At 61.1% G+C, this 14,215-nt stretch carries 13 protein-coding genes and 2 tRNA genes; 6 read left to right on the top strand and 9 right to left on the bottom strand.

From position 1 onward, the window contains the following. Nucleotides 1-248: 248 nt before the first annotated feature. The 6 genes from OOJ09_RS11310 to OOJ09_RS11285 form a co-directional block, all read right to left on the bottom strand. A complete protein-coding gene (locus OOJ09_RS11310) occupies nucleotides 249-3,032 on the bottom strand; it encodes a valine--tRNA ligase (RefSeq protein ID WP_269905299.1) in 2,784 nt (927 codons plus the stop codon). Between the two features lie 204 nt (nucleotides 3,033-3,236). Beyond that, nucleotides 3,237-4,070 carry a PopZ family protein gene (locus tag OOJ09_RS11305; RefSeq protein WP_269905298.1) on the bottom strand — a complete coding sequence of 278 codons (834 nt, stop codon included), beginning with the start codon at nucleotides 4,068-4,070 and terminating at the stop codon, nucleotides 3,237-3,239. Between the two features lie 220 nt (nucleotides 4,071-4,290). After that, nucleotides 4,291-5,679: a TolC family outer membrane protein gene (locus OOJ09_RS11300; RefSeq protein WP_269905297.1), complete on the bottom strand. Its 1,389-nt coding sequence runs from the start codon at nucleotides 5,677-5,679 to the stop codon at nucleotides 4,291-4,293. Between the two features lie 183 nt (nucleotides 5,680-5,862). Continuing rightward, nucleotides 5,863-6,531: a protein-L-isoaspartate O-methyltransferase family protein gene (locus OOJ09_RS11295; RefSeq protein ID WP_269905296.1), complete on the bottom strand. Its 669-nt coding sequence runs from the start codon at nucleotides 6,529-6,531 to the stop codon at nucleotides 5,863-5,865. Nucleotides 6,532-6,621: 90 nt separating this feature from the next. Then, nucleotides 6,622-6,695, bottom strand: a tRNA-Cys gene (locus tag OOJ09_RS11290). 455 nt (nucleotides 6,696-7,150) lie between these two features. Then, the gene (locus tag OOJ09_RS11285; RefSeq protein ID WP_269905642.1) at nucleotides 7,151-7,408 is read right to left on the bottom strand and encodes a hypothetical protein; all 258 of its coding nucleotides are present in this window, start codon (nucleotides 7,406-7,408) and stop codon (nucleotides 7,151-7,153) included. 225 nt (nucleotides 7,409-7,633) lie between these two features. Here OOJ09_RS11285 and OOJ09_RS11280 point away from each other — a divergent pair. Beyond that, a tRNA-Asn gene (locus OOJ09_RS11280) sits at nucleotides 7,634-7,708 on the top strand. A gap of 74 nt (nucleotides 7,709-7,782) precedes the next feature. On the opposite strand, the gene OOJ09_RS11275 is transcribed toward OOJ09_RS11280, so the two are convergent. Beyond that, entirely contained in the window at nucleotides 7,783-8,190 is a 408-nt protein-coding gene (locus OOJ09_RS11275; RefSeq protein WP_269905295.1) for a hypothetical protein, read from the bottom strand. Nucleotides 8,191-8,424: 234 nt separating this feature from the next. Between OOJ09_RS11275 and OOJ09_RS11270 the strand changes: the two genes are divergently transcribed. Then, nucleotides 8,425-9,111 (top strand): outer membrane protein, encoded by a 687-nt coding sequence (locus OOJ09_RS11270; protein WP_269905294.1) that lies wholly within the window; start codon nucleotides 8,425-8,427, stop codon nucleotides 9,109-9,111. 300 nt (nucleotides 9,112-9,411) lie between these two features. Here OOJ09_RS11270 and OOJ09_RS11265 read toward each other — a convergent pair whose 3' ends face one another. Continuing rightward, entirely contained in the window at nucleotides 9,412-9,579 is a 168-nt protein-coding gene (locus OOJ09_RS11265) for a hypothetical protein (RefSeq protein ID WP_269905293.1), read from the bottom strand. A 1,167-nt stretch (nucleotides 9,580-10,746) separates the two neighbouring features. Between OOJ09_RS11265 and OOJ09_RS11260 the strand changes: the two genes are divergently transcribed. Beyond that, nucleotides 10,747-11,400, top strand: a complete 654-nt coding sequence (locus OOJ09_RS11260) for an outer membrane protein (protein ID WP_269905292.1) — start codon at nucleotides 10,747-10,749, stop codon at nucleotides 11,398-11,400. An 85-nt stretch (nucleotides 11,401-11,485) separates the two neighbouring features. Here the strand turns inward: OOJ09_RS11260 and OOJ09_RS11255 are convergent, their stop codons facing one another. Continuing rightward, nucleotides 11,486-11,641, bottom strand: coding sequence for a hypothetical protein (locus OOJ09_RS11255; RefSeq protein WP_269905291.1), 156 nt, complete (start codon nucleotides 11,639-11,641; stop codon nucleotides 11,486-11,488). 220 nt (nucleotides 11,642-11,861) lie between these two features. Between OOJ09_RS11255 and OOJ09_RS11250 the strand changes: the two genes are divergently transcribed. The 3 genes from OOJ09_RS11250 (at nucleotide 11,862) to OOJ09_RS11240 (ending at nucleotide 13,728) form a co-directional block, all read left to right on the top strand. After that, entirely contained in the window at nucleotides 11,862-12,140 is a 279-nt protein-coding gene (locus tag OOJ09_RS11250; RefSeq protein ID WP_269905290.1) for a hypothetical protein, read from the top strand. 1,062 nt (nucleotides 12,141-13,202) lie between these two features. After that, nucleotides 13,203-13,397, top strand: a complete 195-nt coding sequence (locus tag OOJ09_RS11245; RefSeq protein WP_269905289.1) for a hypothetical protein — start codon at nucleotides 13,203-13,205, stop codon at nucleotides 13,395-13,397. Between the two features lie 46 nt (nucleotides 13,398-13,443). Then, nucleotides 13,444-13,728: a GYD domain-containing protein gene (locus OOJ09_RS11240; protein WP_269905288.1), complete on the top strand. Its 285-nt coding sequence runs from the start codon at nucleotides 13,444-13,446 to the stop codon at nucleotides 13,726-13,728. The last annotated feature ends 487 nt before the right edge of the window (nucleotides 13,729-14,215 follow it).

Genomic DNA, 14,215 nt, shown 5'->3' with positions numbered 1-14,215 from the left:
AAATGCCAGCCAGCGTCGCGGGGCTAAAAAACAGCCATTTGCGATGTATCGGCCGAAAAAAAAATGAAAAATCCCGCTGGAAAAGGTGCCAAAAACAGCATTTTGCGAGGCGCTGGGCCCCATTGTTACATTATGGCAACAATGGGGCGAAAACTTCCGTTTACGTCAACATTAACGCAACGGAATGCCCATCTTCGAGGCAAGAAGACCCTCTTTTGGGGCAAGTCGAAACATCGCGAATCTGCCCTTCAACCAGCGTCGCGAACCCTGGTCAGCGCCACCGAAAGCTTGTCCTGCGCATCGCGGTATTCGGCGAGCTTTTCGCGCTCGGCCTCCACGATCTCGGCCGGCGCGCTGGCGACGAACCTGTCGTTGGACAGCTTCTTGTGCAGGCGGGCGATTTCCTCGGTCAGCTTGGCCAGTTCCTTCTGTAGCCGCGCAGCCTCGGCGGCGAGATCGATCAGGCTGCCAAGCGGCAGGCAGATCGTCGCCTCGTTGAGAACGATCTGTGCCGAACCCTTTGGGGCAGTTTCGGCCAGCGAGATGTCGCCGACCCGTGCCAGCCGCTTGATCGCCGAATCCTCACGAGCGAGCCTTTGGCGCGTTACGTCGTTGGCGCCAACCACCACGAGCGGCGCAATGGCCGCCGGCGGCACGTTCATCTCGGAGCGCACCGAGCGGATACCGGAGACGAGGTCGACCAGCCAGTTGATGTCGGCGGCAGCATCCGCGTCTTCGAAATCCGGCGACGGCCACGCCGCATGACACAGCAGCGAGGCCCGTTCCTTGCCCTCGCCGGCTGTCTGCGCCCACAATTCCTCGGTCATGAACGGCATCATCGGGTGGAGCAGCTTGTAGATCTCGTCGAGCACGAAGGCGACGCAGGCGCGGCTTTCGGCCTTGGCCGCCTCGTCCGTGCCCATGAACACCGGCTTCAGCAGTTCCAGGTACCAGTCGCAGAACAGGTTCCAGACGAAGCGGTAGGCGGCACCCGCAGCCTCGTTGAAGCGATATGAGGTGATGCCGTCCGTTATCTCCCGCGCGGAGCGCGTCAGTTCGGTGAGGATCCAGCGGTTGACCGCCAGCTTGGCATCGTTCAGCCAGAAATCGTCATTGCGCGCGACTTCGTTCATCTCGGCGAAACGCGTCGCGTTCCACAGCTTGGTGCCGAAATTGCGATAACCGGCGATGCGTGCCGGGTCGAGCTTCACGTCGCGGCCTTGCGCCGCCATCACCGTCAAGGTGAAGCGCAAGGCGTCGGCGCCATATTCGTCGATGAGATCGAGCGGGTCGATGACGTTGCCTTTCGACTTCGACATCTTCTGCCCGTTCTTGTCACGCACCAGCGCGTGGACATAGACGGTGTGGAACGGCTCTTCGTCCATGAAATGCAGGCCCATCATCATCATGCGGGCAACCCAGAAGAAGATGATGTCGAAGCCGGTCACCAGCACGTCGGTCTGGTAGTAGGTCTTCAGCTCCGGCGTCTCGTCCGGCCAGCCGAGCGTCGAGAACGGCCACAGCGCCGACGAGAACCAGGTGTCGAGCACGTCCTCGTCGCGGGTCAGGATCTCGCCCGGCTTGAAGTTCTCCAGCTTGTCCTCGACCCAGGCCTTCCAAGGGCCTTCCAGCGCCAGATAATATTCGATCGCCGCGCCCAGCGCCTCTTCCTCGGTCTTCTCGACGAAGACACGCCCGTCCGGCCCGTACCAGGCCGGTATCTGGTGGCCCCACCACAGCTGGCGCGAGATGCACCAGGGCTGGATGTTCTCCATCCAGTCGAAATAGGTCTTTTCCCAGTTCTTCGGCACGAAATTGGTACGGCCCTCGCGCACCGAGGCGATCGCCGGCTTGGCGAGTTCCGCCGCGTTCGCATACCACTGTTCGGTGAGGAAGGGTTCGATCGGCACGCCGCCGCGGTCGCCATGCGGCACGGCGTGGCGGTGTGGCTCGACCTTTTCGAGGAACCCGCCGGCTTCCATCAGCTCGACGATCTTCTTGCGCGCGACGAAACGATCGAGGCCATCGAGTTCATCCCAGACGGCCTGACGCTCCGGTGTCACCTCGAGCCCGGCGAGAAAATCCTCGTTGTCCCTCAGATTGATCGCGGCCTCGATGGTGAGGATGTTGATCGCCGGCAGCTTGTGGCGCTTGCCGACCTCGAAGTCGTTGAAGTCGTGTGCCGGCGTGATCTTGACCGCGCCGGAGCCCTTCTCGGGATCGGAATATTCATCCGCCACCACCGGTATCTTGCGGCCGACGATCGGCAGCACGATGTTCTTGCCGACCAGATGCCGGAACCGCTCGTCGTCCGGATGCACGGCCACGGCCGTGTCGCCCAGCATCGTCTCCGGGCGCGTCGTCGCCACCGTGATGAAAGTCTTGGGGTTTTCCGGATCGAAGACCGCGCCCTCTATGGGATAACGCAAGTGCCAGAGATTGCCGTTGACCTCCTGCTGCTCGACCTCGAGATCGGAGATCGCGGTCAACAGCTTCGGATCCCAGTTCACAAGGCGCTTGTCCTTGTAGATCAGCCCTTCCTTGTAGAGGGTGACGAACACCTCGAGCACCGCCTTGGACAGGCCCTCGTCCATCGTGAAGCGTTCGCGTGACCAGTCGGCAGAGGCGCCGAGCCGCTTCAGCTGGTTGAAGATGGCGCCACCGGATTCGGCCTTCCACTCCCACACCTTCTCGATGAACTGCTCGCGCGTCAGGTCGCGGCGATGGATCTGCTTCTCCATCAACTGCCGCTCGACGACCATCTGCGTGGCAATACCGGCATGGTCCATGCCGGGCTGCCACAGCACGTTCTTGCCGCGCATGCGCTCGAAACGCACCAATATGTCCTGCAGTGTGTTGTTGAGCGCGTGCCCCATATGCAGCGAGCCAGTGACGTTCGGCGGCGGGATGACGATGGTGAAGGCTTCCGCCCCCTCCTCCGCGCCCGCGCCGGCACGGAAAGCGTCGGCATCCTCCCAGATCTTGGCGATCTTGGGCTCGACGGTTTTTGCGTCGTAGGTCTTTTCAAGCATGGGAAATGGTCCGCGCTGTCGGGATTTTTGCTGGTCCGGTGTAAATCGGAAGGTCTTGACCAAGTCAACCGCAAGGGCAGCCCGGGCTGTCGACGTCAAATAGATAGAGCCCGGATCAGGTCAGGAAAGCCTATCGCGCCAGCGGACCCTGCCAACAGAAACGCCGCCTCTCGGGCGGCGTTTCATCGGTGATTTGGATGGAGATTACTGCGCTCCGCGCGCCACGCGCTCGATCTCTTCGCGCACCAGCCGCTCGACCAGTGTCGGCAGATTGTTGTCCAGCCAATCCTGCAGCATCGGCCTCAGCATCTCCTCGGCCATCTCGTCGAATGTCTTCTTGCTGCGGCTGGCAAACGCATCGGAAAGCTCGCCAAAGGCAGCGGCAACCTGCCGGCCCGTGTGCTCGGAAACAATGGCCGGACGAGCTGACGGCGCGTCGCTGGACACCACCGGCCGCGCCGGGCTTCCGCCCGGACGAGATTGCTCGAAGGCCCGGTTCGCGTTCGGCTCGTCCCCGGGATTGTCCAACTGCGCCTGGGCAACCGGCTTGCGCGCCTCGCCCCTGTCCTGCCCCATCTGGGCCTGCTCGCCGACCGCGGCGATCTCGCGCCGCCAATCGGCAACGCTGGCATCGGGGTTAGCGACAGCACGCGCCGCCGGCGCCTCGGCGGCGGCCAGTGGGGCCGGCTCGGCGGCGACCCGGGCACTGACCTCGGCGAGTGTCATCGATGGCCTTGCCGGGGTGGGTTCGGGACGCACCGATGTTTCCATCCGCCCGATCACCGGCTCGGCCGTCGTCACCAGCGCCTGCACTTCCGCCAGCTTGACAGGCTTCCTGACCTCGGGCGCGGCATGCAGGTCGGCACGGAATGCCTCGACGTCGGGGGCTGGATCGGCGCTCGACCCCATATCCTGCCGCGGCTCATCGGCCTCGCCCGGCTGCTTGCGGCCGGTATCGCTGTCTTCGATGATCCTCCTGATGGAAGCCAGTATCTCTTCCATCGAAGGTTCGCGCTGCGCGCTGCTTGCCGTTGCCATCGTCACATCCGCCGCCTTTGTGACCCATTGCAGATTTCCGCTCCGGCAAGGCCGGATCGAATCATGGCGACAGCGTAGCCGACGGATCGCCGCACGAGAATCCCCAATCTGGGGACTTGTGGGATTTCAACAGATTAGAGCATGATTCCAGAAAGCGGAAACCGGTTTCCGAAAAGATCACGTTCGAACAGGAAGACTGCGGAATCCGAGCCGAACGCGTTCAGCGGCCATCCGGCGTGCGCAGGCCGATCCACTTGTCCTTGACCGCGTTGTAATGCTCTTCGGGCCGGTATTTCGTCACCTGCAAGCCAAGACGGTCGACAGACAGACGGCCGGTCGCCTGCAGGATGGCGTAGCTCGCCACCACCACGTCGTGCTCATAGCCGGCCTGGTTGATCTCGGCGGTGATGACCGTCGCCTGCGCATTGAGGACATCGAGCGTGGTGCGCTGGCCGACATTGCGTTCTTCGATAACACCGTTGAGTGCCAGCTTCGCGGCCTCGATCACTTGCCTGTTGGCCGCGAGGCTTTGCTGCGCGGCGGTATACTCGGTCCAGGCGGCTGTGACCGCCTGACGCACCTGGTCGCGGCTGACGTCGACTTCGATGCGGGCCTGGCTGAGCGATTCCTTGTCCCGGCGCACGATCGCCGAGGTGCGGCCGCCCGAATAGATCGGGATGGTCAGCGTGGCCCCGATGCTGGCCGAATTTGTGGTGCCATCCTGCGTCGAAACGGAGCCCGGCACGGTATTGCGATAAGCGCTCGAAACACCGGCGGAAGCAGACAGCTGCGGCAGCAGGGCGCCTTCAGCCGATTTCACCGAAAAGCCGGCGGCGTCGACCAGATGCTGGGTGGCAAGGATGGCCGGGTGCTCATTCGAGGCTACCCCGACGGCGGCGGCGAGGCTCGATGGCAACAGCTTTGCCACCGGCGAAGCGGCTTTGAGCTTGCCCGGCTCGTCACCGACGATCTGACGATAGAGGGCGGCACTTGCCAGCGCCTGCGCCCGGGCGGCGCTCAGCGATGCCACGGCGGCAGCCCGCGAAGCGTCGGCCTGCGCCACATCGGTACGCGTACCTTCGCCAACATCGAAGCGCGAACGCGCCGCACGCGCCGTTTCAGTCAGGAATTGCAGGTTCTGCTCGGTCAACACGGCCACCTGCCGGTCGCGAATCACGTTCATATACGCCTGGGCCGCGCTGAACAGGATGTTCTCTTCGGTGTTGCGCAGGCTTTCGACCGACGCGCGGACCTGCGATTCGGCGGCGGCCACATTGTTCCTGGTTTGAAAGCCGTCGAACAGCGTCTGATTGATCTGGACGCCAAAGTTGCCAGTGGTCAGACGGGCGCTTCTGTCCGTGCCGTTGATGTGGCTGCTGGAGTAATCGATACTTGCCGAGCCTGTGACGGTCGGCCGCCAGCCCGATTTGGCGATGGCGACGCTTTCATCGGTGACACGGACGCCTGCGCGGGCGGAATTGAGCTGGGAATTGTTCTGATAGGCCTTTGCAAGCGCGCCAAGGATGGTTTCCGCCGAAGCCGAGAATGGAGAAAGCGCGGTCGCGGAAACGAGGATGGCGGCAAAAAGGCTCTTGCGTACAGACAGCACGGTGTATCCCTCATTCGTTTTCCATGGGAACCACGCCACGCCAGCCTCTCCCTGTGAGCAACCGGCGCCGCGTGTTTGGTGTTCCCTGCTGCTCAGCCCCAAAGCGCCCCCAGTTTGCGGATCAGCAACGATTGTTCAAACACAAGCGACCATGACAAAGCCTGTCCTGCAAGGCAAAATCACTCAGAATTCGAAGGCACGCGCACGTTCGAACCCCGGTAGTGGCTTAATTGCCGCATTAAACGCACGTCTTCCGGTTACAACCCCCCCTGCCTTGAAAAAAAGCCGGGCCACACCGGAATTGCCTTGCCCTTCAACGGCGACAAGGCGACCGCCTTCGGCAAGCTGGTCGAGCAGCGGTGCCGGCACGTCCTCGACGCTGCCGCCGATGAAAATGACGTCATAGGGCGCCTTGGCGGCATGACCTTGCGACAAGGCCCCCTGCACCACGGTCACATTGCCGCAGCCAAGCGATGAAAGTGTCGATCTGGCGGTCTCGGCCAGCGCCGAATCGCTCTCGAGCGCCACCACGGAGCCGGCCAGTCGCGACAGGATGGCCGCGGCGTAGCCGGTGCCGCAGCCGACATCGAGTACCGAATCGGTCTGGCTTATCTCAGCCAGTTGCATCAGCTTGGCCAGCGGCGAAGGTTCCATGAGGTAGCGCGCGCCACCCGCGCCATCGGCAATGCGGATGTCCTCGTCGATATAGGCGAGATCGCGCTGGCCGGTGCCGACAAAGACCTCTCGCGGCACGACAAGCATTGCTTCCAGCAATGGCGCGCTGGTCACATCGGTGGTGCGAACCTGACCATCGACCATCTTGACGCGACGTTCGGAAAAATCAGCGTTCATGTCCCAACCAATCCGCTTGCCGCGCCAGAGGCGCGGTTCATTTCGACCGGAACTTCAAGCTCCGGCGCGGATGCGCGGGAGCTCGGGCATTGGAGGCCTCGCCCGGAATCGAACCGGGGTGCAAGGATTTGCAGTCCTCTGCGTAACCACTCCGCCACGAGGCCTCGTTGCTCCCGGCGTTCCACCCGGTTCCAATAGGTTGCGGCGAAAATGCCGTCAAGCGGCCACCGTGCATTCCGAACGGTTTCCTCGGCGCCAATCCGGGCGGCATGTGTCAAATCCTCAAGCTCCGGGAATCGCAACGATATATTAGCGATTTGTTTAGCATGGGCCGCCGTCGGAAGAAACCGGAGAGCGACCCAGGTGTTGAGCAGGACAGGAGGCGCCAGCCATGCTGCAATGGCGGCAAAAGACAGGAGCGCGCCAGCCGGCCTGTCGCTGCCGCGATGCGATGAGCTTTAGCGCAATGCCTTTGACCGCCCATGTATCGGCGGTGCCAGCAGCCTGTCGCCCTGGACCGTGCGAAGCTCGCCTCAGCCGTGGCGATTCTCAGGCAGATCCGCGAGGCACCGAAGGAGCACGCCGACCGCTAAGGCGTGCCATCTTGCACCATCGAACTTCAATCCGGTCGACGTCGCCGTTCCCACCAGACGACAAAGCGCCGGCGGTGGCGGCGAACCATGGCGAATTCATAGGACAGCACCAGAAATCCGAGCGGCACCATCCAGAAGCCGAGGATCGGCAGGAAACCGAGGATGCCGCCGACGGTCAGCAGCATACCGATCGCGATTCTGAGGCCACGCGAGCGCGGCATTTTGAACTCGCGGCCCAAAACCGAAATTTTCCGCGCCGGCATATGGTTGTCTTGTGCTGTCATCGTCTCGAAAGATTGACCCGTTTGACCGTTCAGGACCGTCATTGAACCAAAGCCGCAGACACGCTTTTCGGTTCCCTGTCCCTTGGTAAGAGGGCTTATATGAGGGGCTCCTGGGACGATTGCGAGAAACCGCGGTGCGAAAAAGCCTCGGAAAAATGCGAAATGCTTCTTTGCAAAGCCGAAAAGGGCAGCTATAGGCTGCGCCACTCGCATGAGAGCCTCCGTTCCCCGGTAGCTCAGTGGTAGAGCAACCGGCTGTTAACCGGTTGGTCGCTGGTTCGAATCCGGCCCGGGGAGCCAAATCTTTTCAAGGCACTTAGTCACCCTCCGCCCCCGGGCACTTGGGATTGAGCACGGTGATCATAGCCCTGACCTCACGAGCACTCCCTGCGATTCCAAGTCGTCGGGCCACATGACGGTTTCGCCGTGGTCTCCCGGGCAGTACCCTCCAGGTCGCCGCCGTCCTCGTCGTCGCAGCTGTCGAGCTCCAGATCGCATGTGCTGCGTGGACCGGGATAGGCGCGGTGCCAAACAAGAAACGATTGCCCGCCGCGATGCCCCCAGCCTGACGACGGCTCATCGTCTGCGGTGTCCACCAGATCCCAATCGGCCTCCATGCAGTCGAGCGCCGTTATGAGGCTCATGGCGCGGTCTAGAAGGTCATTCACGCGCTTCTCGACTTCCTGGCGCCATATGTGCGCGGGTCCATGCCCTTGGGCATGCCAAGGGGCTTCAGAAAGAACATCGAAAGGAACCCGCCACAGATCGACATATCTTTCCATGAACCTGTCATCATCGTCGGGAACGTGGGCGTTGTAGACGGCTAGGCCGGCACGATAGGTGCGGACACTCGGCGAGAGTGATTGGTGCGGGTCCGTCTGCGACCCGCACCTCATGCTGCTGCAAACACCCCGACCAGATGGATATTTGCCAAGTGTTACAGGAACAGCACAGATTACATGAAGAATTTCTGATCTTATCGCAATTTGAAGATATTACGTGGCTAGGGGATATCGATGCGCATCTTGTCCATTCTGCTTGCGGGGTTTCTGTCACTCGTTGCCGGCTCCGCGCTTGCCGCCGACGCCGTAGCGACGGACGTTGGGGCGGCAAATTTCAACTGGTCCGGCGCCTATATCGGCGGGGTCGCTGGCTATGGCTGGGACAGGAACACGTCCAATTACTTTGGGTCGTCGGTGGACTTCGACGCCAATGGTTTCGTTGGCGGCGCCACGGCAGGCTACAATTGGCAGCGTGGACAATGGGTGTTCGGTATCGAGGGGGATATATCGTACGCCGACATGAAGGGCGATGTCGTCGCACCCGCCCCCTCTGCACCATGCTACATCGAAGGCTGTAGCGCCGAGATCAACTGGTACGGCACCGGCCGCGCGCGAGTTGGATATGCGTTCGAAAATTTCCTACCTTACGCGACGGGCGGTTTTGCAGTCGGCCACGTCAAAGGGTCGGCCGACCTCGGGGCGTGCGGTTTCACTCCGACCTGTAGCTATAGCGATACCAGGTGGGGCTGGAGCGCCGGCGCCGGCGTAGAATGGGCCTTCAATCAGCACCTCTCTTTTAAAGCCGAGTACCTGCACGTGGACTTGGGAACACCGAGCATCACCTCCCTAAACCCCCCGTTTCCGTCTGTCGATCGCATCAATTTCGACACGGTTCGGGTGGGCATAAACTACCACTTCTAGTTACGACGACCGCTTCGGCGTGATCGTCCGGGGCCGTCTCGGCAAGACTGGCATTTCGCGATCGCGCCGTTTGGCGCCCGCTGGCCAATCGGTCATGTCTGTATGGCTGCGGGCCTGATGTCCGCTTGGCCGGCGCCTCCGAAAGCCCACCCGATCCCCGGCTGGCGCCGGCCATTTTCATGACCGTCGTTCGAATGTCGGCTTCCAGTCGCGGTTCCGCTCGCGCTGCTGGCCTTCGTAAACGGGAATGACTGTGAAGAACGCCGGCAGGCGATCGCGGCCCGCGGCCTTGCATCTCGATCAGCCGAACAGCCCAACCAGATCCTGATGCATTGAGCCGTGATCCGGCCTTAGCCTGGCGACCAGCGCCTGGATATCGAGCTTTGTCGATTTGCAGCAGGCCGGATGCCCGCAGGTGATGCTGAGCGACTCGTTGGCGGCAAGGGTATCGGCGAGGGTCTTTGACATGGCGATCTCCGTTGAAGGGGTCGCCGCAACCGGAGAATTATTTTCATCGCGCCGATCGCTTGCCAAGGGCTTACGCGATCAACGTCGGCACATTAAGCCAAGCTGACATATGTGAAATTCAAGCCACTCCCGCTCGGTGACCCGGATGGCTCTCATTGTGGGCGTCAGCGTCGGCCTGAGCCTGTTCTCGCGTTGGCCGATTTGGTCCAATCCAACCTCCGGCCTGCGGGCAATCTTGACATGATGCAAAGTAGACCCCGGTAAACTCCTGCACGCCGCCGTCATTGCCGCCAGCAGGGCCGAAGCCCGTCCCTGCTTTCCAATCATGGCCCATGCTATGTCCTTCAAAGGCGCCTTCCATCTCGGGAAAATCTTCGGGTCCACCACCAGGCATGGATCATCTCCAAAGCTGAGCTGTCGGGAATTCCGACCGACGGCAAGCATGGCTTGGAAATGGACTGGCGGCTGTGACTTACGTCACAATGGCAAGACGCCGCCCTTGTCCGGACCCGCGTTGACGACATTGCGAAGAAGGGAATCGAGATCGGACAGGCATTGGAGCGGCAGAAGGCAAAGATGCCGCACGGCACATTTCTCTCGTGGGTCCGCGACGAGTGCGGACTTTCCGAGGAGCGGCTCGTCTTCGCGGATCGCACGGCTGGAATTGATGAAGGCCGAGCCGACATACTTGCCAATCGCCCGATCACAAGCTGCCCGACGCCAAAGCCGGGATCATCGAAAACAACGAAATGTAGGCTCACTGTGGGAACCAGCCCGCTGCCTGATTTTTGTTGGGGGTAGCAGCGGGCTGTCGGGTTTGGGAACCCACCGAGCAGCGAAGGGGTGAACCAGTTTTCACTGCTCCCGGCCAACATATGGGACCCAGGCTCAGATGCGCTACATACGGATTCGTAAGAAGGCCGACAGCCCGCTGCCGGGCAGACTGAGCAGGCAGCGGGCCATTGGTTTCGGCGGGTGGAGGCCCACCGGGCAGCGAAGTGCCGTTCGCTGCCACCGGTGACGGTTAGCTGGCTTTGCACGGATCGGCGACTTACGGATTCGTAAGGAATCTCGCCACGTTTGTTTTGAGCCTGTGACTTTGTGGCTACATACAGAACCGACTAAGCTGATATACTTTAGGCTTTATCGAATTCGGTGGGGATTCTGATGAAGAGTTTCTTGCTCGCTTCTGTTTTTGGTCTTGCACTGTGCACACCGGTGATGGCCGCCGATATGGCAACGCCGACCGAAACCCCAGAATGGACATGGCAAGGGCCTTATGCAGGCGTGTTTGGCGCCGGAACGCTTGAGCACTACAAGATTCACGAGCCGAACATCGGCGCCAGTGCCACGCACAGTGTCGGCTCGGCGACCCTTGGCGGTTTTGCCGGCTACAACTTCCAATCGGGCAAGGTCGTCTACGGCGTCGAAGGCGAGTTGGGATATCGCTTCAAGAAGAACACTTTCGACGACATTCCGGGGCCAGGCATCCTTGATGCCTCCACCGGTTTATTCGGATCGTTGAAGGGCCGGGTTGGTATGGACATGGGGCGGTATTTGCCGTTCGTGACGGCCGGTGTCACCGCAGCAAAGCTGAAGACGTTCTATCCTGGCGGCTCGGCCGAGCGCGACGGAACAATTGTGGGCGGTATCGTAGGCGCTGGCGTCGATGTGGCGTTGACCCACAACGTGTTCCTGCGCGGCGAATACGACTTCTCGTTTTTCGGCAAGAAGACGCTTGAATATTGTGGCGGCGGCTGCGTGCTCGAACACACAGTTCAGACACATGATTTCAGGGTCGGTCTGGCAATGAAGTTCTAACGGCTTCCGCGATCACACCATAACCGCACCCTGACGGCTGGCGCATATTACAATCGCGGCGGATTTGATGTCCGCTTGGCCGGCGTCACCCCAAAGCCCACCCCGCCCAACTGGCGCCGGCCATCTTCTCTGCGACCGCCAGGGTCGGAGCGCCGGCAGCGATTTGAGTGAGGCGCGCGACCTTCGTCGGCTTCGGCGCGAGCTCCTCGATCCGCACCTTACGGCCAATGGCATCGACCATGGCTATCTGCCGGTTTTTGAAAGGCAGTTGGGATAGGGCAGCTATAGGCTCTGAGTTCCACAGAGTTGGCATCAGTGGGGGATGAACTTCAAACGCATGCATTGATCCGCAAAACAGGGATCCAATTGGCCTGGCCGAAAGCTATGTGAGCCATGTCATAGTTCATTGCAGGGTATCTTCATTAGCATGGTTGCATATTTTTCTACATGGGAGGAAAGCGGTGGCCCGTTCCCAGCGCGATATCGGCGGTTATCTGACCAGCTACGGCGGGCTCTCGGGAACCCGAGTCGAAGTGTTTGAGGCCGACGGCGAGTGGTTCGTGCGTGTTGTCGAGCATGACGAAGAGCGCACCTACTCTTTCGCGCTGAAATCATTCGCCCTGGCATTTGCGGAAGGCCAGAGGGTTCACATCAAGCCCCCCACGGTCGTGCGGCTGGAGCCCAACCCATCGCTCCTATTCGCTCACGGCCGGTTCACAGCGGTGAACGACCGATTCTAGGATGCTGCGAGACGTGGGGGCGTCGGCGCCTCCCTCATCTTGAAGTGCGTGCCGCCCGCCTCGTCCTTCATTGGCAACGGGGGCAGCGGAGTCCCGCTCCATCGACGGAGACGAGTTCGGCGAAGGCGACCATCGGAATGGCACCTTTGCGCAATCACACTATTCCTTGATATTTTAGAATCAGCTAATTTTATGCGGTGGCAGGACCCCAACCCTGCCAAGGCCGGCGCTCGATGGAGCCACCCTGACCCGAAGGCGTCGGCCGCACCCTGCTGCCCTATATTCCCGAACCTCGGTACTGCGCGGCCTCCATCCACAATGCAAGCGCAAGGGCAGGAGTACGGCCCTTCACCTCATATTCACGGCCCCGATACGTTCCCGCCGCAATCCAGACAGTCTTTGATCGCTGGTAGATCGTGATGCCCCTTGCGCCCGCCCAATTGCACAGTTCTTCATCATTTCGATGCATTGGCCCAGCCATTTCCCCCTCAGGGATGTGGAAGCAATTATCATGCCGGAGGTGCACTGGCTAAAACGCACAGCCACCCGCAACTCATCGTCGCCGCATGCGGCCGGCGCTTAACAATTCTTCTCGCCGTTTGGATTTGGGACCGGTGCCTCTCGCACATCTCGCGGTGGCGGATTGACATGTTCTAGCTCTGGCGGTGCTTCCTTTTCGCGGCGACGGATGGGTGCCTTCTCCGGGTCGGGTTTCGGTGACGGATCTTTGATTTTGTTTGGCATAGCCATTTCCTCCCATCCCGCTGAAACCGGATCGCCGCTCTTTTGTTCCAGGCCAGGAGACCCGCCACCGAGGCAGCGGGCCACATCGCCAACTTGACGACTTGATCAGTCGGTGGTTTTGCGTTCGTCCAGGACCGCCGCGGGAACCAGCCCGCTGCCGGGATTTTTGGGGGGTGCAGCGGGCTGTCGGGTGTGGGGAACCCAGGGAGTAGCGAAGGGCTGAATGAATTCGCTGCTCCCCGGTCAGCCTATTGGACTAGGCTCAGATGCGCGACTTGCAGATTCGTAAGCAAATCGGGGCGAGGTTTTGGGGGATACATGATCGCTACTATGTTCCGCTGGGGCGTGATCCTGGGCGTCGTCGGCTTTGTCGGCGGGTTCGTTGGGCCGCTCATCTTCACGCCCGAGGCCAACCAGGGGCCGCTGCTCGGCATCTTCATCACAGGGCCGCTCGGGTTCGTTCTCGGCTTGGTGGTCGGGCTGATACTTTCGTTGCGGCCACGTCGTTATTGACATTCGTGCAAGCGCGCCTGCTGGGGGGCGAAGCTTTCCTTGGGGCTTGTGGTGGATATTTCCGCGCCTCTCCGACTGGGATTGGGAAGCTGCCGTCAAGGCGCTTTTTGAAAGCGTCGGCGGCAAAGTAGCCAGCATGATGTTTACGCGTACCATCAATGACGTCGTCATCAACGGTGAAGTGCCGGATCAATCCGCTGGGATGGGCTTAACGCTGGCGGTGCGGGCAAGCGGCTCGGTGAGCGACGTCGTCGTGCTCGAAGAACTCGACATGAAAGCCGTGATTGCAGTCGCCAAAAAGGCTGCCTGCGCTTACAGGCCTGCCGGCTGATTTGGGAAATCGCTGAACACAGGAGGCAGCACGGTTTCATTTGACGCACCGTGCTGCCTTCCGATCGGCGCTGTATCCTGGGCTACGTTTGCAGGATTTGCCGGGATTCGAACTGTCGGTTCATTCTCCAAGCTTACCTGTCACACCCCAGCGATCTTGCTGCCTTGGGCGAAAGATAGGCCCGCCGCGGGAGCAACGGGCCATCAACTTGGGCGGTGACGAATTGACCGATCTCGCGTCGGGATTGGGCAGTGGACCTAGTGTCCCCTATCACCCGGCTTGTGGCCAGCGTCACGCGTGTCAGCCATGGTCAGACTTGCCGTGATTCCGACGGCGGTGGAGCAGAGGACGACGATAGCCAGAACCCTGAATATTGCGCGCAGCATCTTACCCTCCTGTTCGCCGAAACGGGCCTATCCCGCGTCGGGAACGCCGGAATTATACCTGTCTTTCTCAAGGGGAGTGACGACGCTCGGATACCTCAATC

This window comes from Mesorhizobium qingshengii (genome assembly GCF_027563465.1).
GTDB lineage: Bacteria > Pseudomonadota > Alphaproteobacteria > Rhizobiales > Rhizobiaceae > Mesorhizobium > Mesorhizobium qingshengii_A.
This window is presented reverse-complemented; position numbering and strand designations above follow the sequence as displayed.

Bases quoted from the DNA above. Each gene is read 5' to 3' on its own strand.
- OOJ09_RS11310 (WP_269905299.1), bottom strand. From the start codon at position 3,032: ATGCTTGAAAAGACCTACGACGCAAAAACCGTCGAGCCCAAGATCGCC.
- OOJ09_RS11305 (WP_269905298.1), bottom strand. From the start codon at position 4,070: ATGGCAACGGCAAGCAGCGCGCAGCGCGAACCTTCGATGGAAGAGATA.
- OOJ09_RS11295 (WP_269905296.1), bottom strand. From the start codon at position 6,531: ATGAACGCTGATTTTTCCGAACGTCGCGTCAAGATGGTCGATGGTCAG.
- OOJ09_RS11285 (WP_269905642.1), bottom strand. From the start codon at position 7,408: ATGACAGCACAAGACAACCATATGCCGGCGCGGAAAATTTCGGTTTTG.
- OOJ09_RS11275 (WP_269905295.1), bottom strand. From the start codon at position 8,190: ATGGAAAGATATGTCGATCTGTGGCGGGTTCCTTTCGATGTTCTTTCT.
- OOJ09_RS11270 (WP_269905294.1), top strand. From the start codon at position 8,425: ATGCGCATCTTGTCCATTCTGCTTGCGGGGTTTCTGTCACTCGTTGCC.
- OOJ09_RS11265 (WP_269905293.1), bottom strand. From the start codon at position 9,579: ATGTCAAAGACCCTCGCCGATACCCTTGCCGCCAACGAGTCGCTCAGC.
- OOJ09_RS11260 (WP_269905292.1), top strand. From the start codon at position 10,747: ATGAAGAGTTTCTTGCTCGCTTCTGTTTTTGGTCTTGCACTGTGCACA.
- OOJ09_RS11255 (WP_269905291.1), bottom strand. From the start codon at position 11,641: ATGGTCGATGCCATTGGCCGTAAGGTGCGGATCGAGGAGCTCGCGCCG.
- OOJ09_RS11245 (WP_269905289.1), top strand. From the start codon at position 13,203: ATGATCGCTACTATGTTCCGCTGGGGCGTGATCCTGGGCGTCGTCGGC.